The sequence below is a fragment of the Microvirga soli genome (genome assembly GCF_016734765.1).
Lineage (GTDB): Bacteria > Pseudomonadota > Alphaproteobacteria > Rhizobiales > Beijerinckiaceae > Microvirga > Microvirga soli.
Map to the genome: position 1 here is coordinate 78,747 of NZ_JAERQE010000021.1, position 6,733 is coordinate 85,479.

General features: G+C 63.2%; 6 protein-coding genes. 5 read left to right on the plus strand and 1 reads right to left on the minus strand.

What is annotated here, in order from left to right:
* Nucleotides 1-25: 25 nt before the first annotated feature.
* Complete coding sequence (gene xseA, locus JKL45_RS17750) at nt 26-1,600, minus strand: exodeoxyribonuclease VII large subunit (protein WP_201862914.1); 1,575 nt, start codon at nt 1,598-1,600, stop codon at nt 26-28.
* A 185-nt stretch (nt 1,601-1,785) separates the two neighbouring features.
* Between xseA and purD the strand changes: the two genes are divergently transcribed.
* From purD to JKL45_RS17775, 5 genes are all read left to right on the plus strand, one after another.
* Nucleotides 1,786-3,063, plus strand: a complete 1,278-nt coding sequence (gene purD, locus JKL45_RS17755) for a phosphoribosylamine--glycine ligase (RefSeq protein ID WP_201862915.1) — start codon at nt 1,786-1,788, stop codon at nt 3,061-3,063.
* Nucleotides 3,064-3,211: 148 nt separating this feature from the next.
* Nucleotides 3,212-4,120, plus strand: coding sequence for an alpha/beta hydrolase (locus JKL45_RS17760; RefSeq protein ID WP_201862916.1), 909 nt, complete (start codon nt 3,212-3,214; stop codon nt 4,118-4,120).
* Nucleotides 4,121-4,210: 90 nt separating this feature from the next.
* Nucleotides 4,211-4,645 carry a YsnF/AvaK domain-containing protein gene (locus tag JKL45_RS17765; protein WP_201862917.1) on the plus strand — a complete coding sequence of 145 codons (435 nt, stop codon included), beginning with the start codon at nt 4,211-4,213 and terminating at the stop codon, nt 4,643-4,645.
* Between the two features lie 166 nt (nt 4,646-4,811).
* Nucleotides 4,812-5,750, plus strand: a complete 939-nt coding sequence (locus JKL45_RS17770; RefSeq protein ID WP_210345818.1) for a YsnF/AvaK domain-containing protein — start codon at nt 4,812-4,814, stop codon at nt 5,748-5,750.
* A gap of 204 nt (nt 5,751-5,954) precedes the next feature.
* On the plus strand, nt 5,955-6,668 hold the full coding sequence (locus JKL45_RS17775; protein ID WP_201862918.1) for a hypothetical protein: 714 nt from the start codon (nt 5,955-5,957) through the stop codon (nt 6,666-6,668).
* Nucleotides 6,669-6,733 lie beyond the last annotated feature (65 nt).

Genomic DNA, 6,733 nt, shown 5'->3' on the forward strand with positions numbered 1-6,733 from the left:
GCGTCGGCGGATTGCCAATCTTAACTCAGAACAGAGCGCCCTGCTCCTCCGCTACGACGAGCCTCGGCTTCGCGGGTCTAGGCCGCGAGCCGATGCGCCCGCCGGTGGCATCGGCCTTGCCGTCGGCGAATTCGAGCACCAGCGCCTGGCCGTCCTGCACGGCCTCGGCGGAGTTCATGGGCCGCCCCTCCGCATCGCGTACGAGGGCGAAGCCGCGCTTGAGCACGGACTTGTAGCTCAGGCTGTCGAAGAGCTTGGAAACCGCATCCAGGCGGTCGGCCTTGCGGGCGAGTTGGCCTTTCAGCGCCGGAGTAAGGCGCTCGGCAATACGCTGGGCAGTCTCGGAAGCCTGTGCGAGCCGCGTCCGCTCGGCGCGCAGCAGGGTCTCGCGGGAGACCACGAGGCGCCGGCCGATCTGCTTGAGGCTCTCCTCGCGCAGCAGGATGGAGCGGCAGACCGCGTTGTGGGGGCGCGGCCCCACCGCATCGAGGCGAGCACGCATGCGGGCCACGTTCGCCACCGGCGACACATGGGCGAGTTGGCGCGCCAGCTTGAGCAGGCGCTCCTCGTGGCCGCGAGCATTGCGGGAGAGCGCCGGATAGAGCTTGGTGGCGGCCAGATCGAGCCGCTGGCGCTTGGGCGAGAACAGCGCCTCGGCGCTGGGCATGGCCCGGCTCGTGGCGCGCAGGTCCGAGCGACGGCGCTCGACGAGCCGCAGCGCCGCCTCCACATGGCGGCGGGACAGGTCGTTGACGGCCGCCATAAGCTCGACGCGCACCGGCACCACCATTTCGGCAGCACCGGTGGGCGTCGGTGCGCGAACGTCGGCGGCATGGTCGATCAGGGTCGTGTCGGTCTCGTGCCCGACCGCCGAGACGAGCGGGATGGCGCTCTCGGCGGCAGCGCGCACCACGATCTCTTCGTTGAAGCCCCACAGGTCCTCAATGGAGCCGCCGCCGCGGGCGACGATGAGCACATCAGGGCGCGGGATCAGCCCGCCCGGTTCGAGCGCGTTGAAGCCGCGGATGGCGGCGGCAACCTCCGCCGCACTGGTCTCGCCCTGCACGCGCACAGGCCACACCAGCACCCGGCGCGGGAAGCGGTCCTCGAGCCGATGGAGGATATCGCGGATCACCGCGCCGGTCGGCGAGGTGACGACGCCCACCACCTGGGGCAGGAACGGCAGGCGCCGCTTGCGCTCGGGAGCGAACAGGCCCTCCGCATTGAGCTTCCGGCGCCGCTCTTCCAGCAGCGCCATGAGGGCACCGATGCCGGCGGGCTCCAGGCTCTCGACGACGATCTGGTACTTGGACGAGCCCGGGAAGGTGGTGATGCGCCCGGTGGCGATGACCTCCATCCCCTCCTCGGGCCGGATCCTGAGCTTGGAGAAGGCGCCCTTCCAGATCACCGCATCGATGCGGGCATTCTGGTCCTTGATGCAGAAATAGGCATGGCCCGAGGAATGCGGCCCACGATAACCCGATACTTCGCCCCGCAGGCGCACATGGCCGAACGCATCCTCCAGGGTGCGCTTAAGGGCGCCCGCGAGGTCGGAGACCGACCATTCCTGGGCATTCGATGGGGCTTTCTCTGCGAACATGACGTGAACCTACCCCGTGGCCCAGGGGCCTGCCAAGGGCGCAGGCGCAACAGGCGGCGATGACGACAACCTATCCCCTGTGCATTTCGCCGCGCCCTTCGAAACAGCCTTAGGCGACGCAGTTTCCGGGTAGGCGAAAAGACCGGGAGCCGCTAAGAGCGCAGGCATCAGCGGGAGGCTCTGGCATGAACATTCTTCTCATCGGTTCCGGCGGGCGGGAGCATGCTCTGGCCCGTAGCCTCGCGGCGAGTGCGCTCTGCGACAAGCTCCTGATTGCCCCTGGCAATCCCGGCACGGCGCAGCACGGCACCAATGTGGTCCTGGATGTCACCGATCATCACGCGGTGATCGATTTCTGCCGGGTGATGAAGGTCGAATTCGTGGTGGTCGGGCCCGAGGCGCCTCTCGTGGCCGGTCTCGTGGACGACCTGCAGGCTGCCGGCATCAAGGCTTTCGGGCCGAGCAAGGCCGCGGCCCAACTCGAAGGCTCGAAGGCCTTCACCAAGGACCTCTGCGCCGAATTCGGCATTCCTACCGCCGCCTATCGCCGCTTCACCGATGCGGAGACGGCGAAAACTTATGTGCGCAGTTACGGCGTGCCGATCGTCGTGAAGGCGGATGGCCTGGCCGCCGGCAAGGGCGTGGTTGTCGCCACCTCGTTCGAGGAGGCGGAAGGCGCCATCGACATGATGATCGGCGGCGGACTCGGCGCTGCCGGGGCCGAGGTGGTGATCGAGGCCTTTCTCGAAGGCGAGGAGGCGAGCTTCTTCGCTCTCTGCGACGGCACGCGCGCCATCCCGTTCGGCACGGCCCAGGATCACAAGCGCGTGTTCGACGGCGACAAGGGCCCGAACACGGGCGGCATGGGCGCCTATTCCCCCGCTGCCGTGCTGACGCCTGACCTGCAGGCGCGTGTCATGCGGGAGATCATCGAACCGACGCTCGCCGGCATGAAGGCGCGGGGCATGCCCTATACGGGCATCCTCTATGCCGGGCTCATGCTCACCGAGAGCGGTCCGCAGCTCATCGAATACAATGCCCGTCTCGGCGATCCGGAAACCCAGGTGCTTCTGCCGCGCCTGAAATCCGACCTCGTCACGGCCCTGCTCGCCGCCTGCGACGGCCTGTTGAGCAGCATTGCCCTGCAATGGTCGGATGCGGCGGCGCTCACCGTTGTGATGGCGGCCAACGGCTATCCGGGTGCGGTCGAGAAAGGCTCCGAGATTAGAGGCATCGACCGGGCCGAGGACCTCAACGACGTGATCGTCTTCCATGCTGGCACGAAGCAGGAGGAAAACCGGATCCTCGCGAGCGGCGGGCGTGTTCTCAACGTGACCGCTCTCGGGGCCACCATCACCGACGCTCAAAGAAGGGCCTATGAGGCCGTGGACCGGATCGATTGGCCCGAGGGCTTCTGCCGCCGTGACATCGGCTGGCGGGCCGTGGAGCGTGAGCAGGGTTGAACGCGCCTTTACTCCTATTGACTGATGACGTTAGGTAAGCTTTCTCCCCTCCGGGTTGCGCCTCATTTTCCGGAGCCAGCTCATCAACTTTGAGGATCGGCGCTCTAGCTTATCATGGAGGCCATTCCATAACGCTGAGCGGCTGCCCATGAGCGATGATCTGTTTCCCGGCTTTCAGAGCCACTGGATCGACACCGAGGTCGGGCGCATCTTCGCGCGCAGCAAGGGCAACGGAAAGCCGCTGGTCCTGTTGCACGGGTTTCCGCAGACCCATGCCATGTGGCACCACTTGGCGCCGGTGCTCGCCGAGACCCATGCGGTCGTCTGCATGGATCTGCGCGGCTACGGCTGGTCAACGGCGCCCAAAGGCGATGCAAAGCACGAGACCTACAGCAAGCGGTCGATGGGCCGCGACGTGATCGACGTCATGGAGGCCTTAGGCCATGTGAATTTCGCCGTTGCCGGGCATGATCGCGGCGCGCGTGTCGGCTACCGGCTCGCGCTGGATCACCCGGGCCGCGTCGAACGCCTCGCGCTCCTCGATATTCTGCCGACCTACCATGTGTGGGAGCAGATGCGCGCGGGAACGATACCGGAAGCGCATTGGGGCTATCTTTCGCAGGCTTATCCGAAACCCGAGGAGGAGATCGGACGCGATCCGATTCCATATTTCGAAGGATTGATGCGGCTATGGTCCGCCGCGGGCGACCTGAGCGCCTTCGATCACCGGGCGCTGGAGGCCTATTGGCAGAGCTGCAACGAACCGACCCGCATTCACGCCTTCTGCGAGGATTACCGCGCCGGCGCCACCCAGGACGTCGAAGCCGATGAGGCCGACCTTGCCGCCGGCAAGACGATCTCCTGCCCGACCTACGTGATCTGGAGCGACTTCTATCTCGTGAGCGGACCGATGGGCCACACGCAGAAGCCGCTCGACATCTGGCGCCGAAGCTTCGCGCCCAAGGCGAACGGCATCGGCGTGACATCGGGACATTTCGTGGCGGAGGAGAACCCGGGCGCTACCCTGGAGGCGTTGCAGGCTTTTCTGCTCAGCTGAAGCCTGACGCCCTGCACTGATCCCGGCATCCATGGCGGAGGAACCTGTCATGCAAGCGGCACGTTCACCGCTGCAGACGGGATCCCATTCATGGCCAAGCACATTCCTGACCAGCCGACCTCACAGGATGCATCTTCCGACACGGAGATCATTCCGCTCACGGAAGAGGAGTTGCGCCTCGACAAGCGGATGGTCACTACTGGCAAGGTTCGTGTCCAGACGAGCGTCGATGTGGAGACGGAGCTGGTCAAGGCCACGCTCGACGGCGAAACCGTCGAAGTGACGCGCGTTCCCGTCGACAGAATTGTCGACCAAGCTCCCGCGATCCGCACCGAGAACGACGTGACGATTATTCCTATCCTCGAGGAAGTTCTTGTCGTCGAGAAGCGTCTCGTCCTGAAAGAGGAGCTGCATGTTCATAAGCGCAGAACAACCGAGGATGTCGAGGCTCCGGTAGAGCTTCGCAAGCAGCGTGCCGTGATCGAGCGTGTGCCGGTCGATGACGATACCAGCACCAGCACATGAAACAACGCGTGTGCAGCTTGTCCTTAGGAACGAAGTCGACGAGCAGCGATTGACAGGTCAATGCGTCTGATGCCGCGATGCGTTCTTGTATGCGGCACAGGCATTCAGAAGCACCGAACTGTTCAACAACCGTGCCGTGTTTGACGGCCCATGGAGATTTTGCGCAATGGCCAAGACTGTAACCTGTCTCTTCGGCAGCGACTCTCAAGCGTCTTCCATCGTCCGCGAGCTGGAGCAATCGGGCATCTCGCAAGGCAAGATCTGCCTCTTCACCGCATCGGGCGACAACAGGACCTGGGACGGCACCGGCAGCTTCGGTGAGAGCTCCAGCAGATCGCATCACGACCGTGTTGAGAACTATCTCACGACGAATGGCGTGCCGCATGATGATGCCCGCGCCTATGCGGAAGGCGTGCGCCGCGGTCACGCCCTCATTGCCGTGCGCTGCGATGACGACGAGGTCGATCGCGTGGTCGACATCCTCGACGACGATGATGTGCTCGACCTCGACGAGCGGCAGGACGCCTGGCGGTCGGAAGGCTGGAGCCATCAGGACTCGGGCGTTGCGGATCTGGGAGCTTCGGCGACCACATCTGCCGGCATGCTGGGCACCGGCATGACCGAGAGCAGCGCCATGCGCGACCGCGACGGCCTTGAGGACGATCGCCTGTACGCTCAGGGAAGCCGTTCGGATCGCGATGAGGTGATTCCGGTCGCCGAGGAAGAGCTGCATGTGGGCAAGCGCGAAGTCAGCCACGGCCGCGTCCGCATCCGCTCCCACGTGACCGAACGTCCCGTGCAGGAGCAGGTTTCTCTCAGGGAAGAACGCGTCTCCGTCGAGCGCCGTCCAGTCGAGGGCACCATGCGCACCGGCTCGGTGAACGATGGCGATCTCTTCCGCGAGCGCTCCATCGAGATGGAGGAGCGCGCCGAGGAAGCTGTCGTGTCGAAGGAAGCCCGCGTGGTCGAGGAAGTGGTGGTTCGCAAGGACGCCGACCAGCGCACGCAAACGGTCTCCGACACGGTGCGCAAGACCGAAGTGGAAGTCGACGACGACCGCAGCACAGGCGTCTCGCGTACAGGTACGGCTGACAAGAATCGCTAGAGTTGTCACCAGCGTGAATGACAAAGCCCGGGGCAGACTGCCCCGGGCTTTGTCAGGTGTGCACTACTCGTTGTGGGAGTAGGTCCTCTGCCGATACGGAACGGATGCTCGATGTGCGTCATCGCACCGCTTTTAGGTTGCGATGACCTATGAACGCCTATATGAAACTTCATTACATATGGCGCGTAGAGATAAGGCACGGCAATGGCATCCTCGGTTCCAAGCTTTGTGAATTTCCGTTCTTTCGGGAGCAGCGGTCACCTCACCCGCTATGATGACGGAAGCTTTCTGACAGTTTGGACAGAATTCTCTGCGACTGGTGCCGCTTACGTATATGGAAAAGCCTTCAAGGCGGACGGCACGACCTTGCGAGAGACTTTTCTGATCGACGCCGCTTCTGAGCAGGCACAGGCGAGCTACTCGGACGTTACAGTTGCGACCTTGAGTGACGGACGAACAGTCGTTGCCTGGGGCAAGAGCGACAGCTCCGGTCGATCCATCATTGGCAAAGTTTTGAGTTCAGAGTTCACGGCCTCAAGCGAGCTCCTCTCATTAGGAGAGAGTAGTGTCACCTCTCAAGAGATGCCGCAGATTCACGCCCTTCAGAATGGGGGTTTTTCGGTTCTATACAGCGGTATAGAGAGTAGCGAACAAGCTCAATTGGCAACCATCACCACGGAGCGGAACGGCAAATGGGAATCAGATCATTACCGTTTGGATGGCGATGGGTTAGATCCTAGAGGCTCAATAACGCTGGAAACTGGAAAATTCGTCAGCCTTTTTTCCTACAACGATGTAGGGAATACCTACATCGAAGCTGACATAATCACTCTTCCTAATAATGTCGTCACCATTTCTATTGATACAATCCAAGGCGTCAACGGAGAGATATCAGTTACTGCTAGCTGTGACTTCTGATCAGGTTGTTCCGGCGAGAGCCTGAGCCGGTGTTCGTCGCCCGAGGCTACCATGTGGGCGCTGCT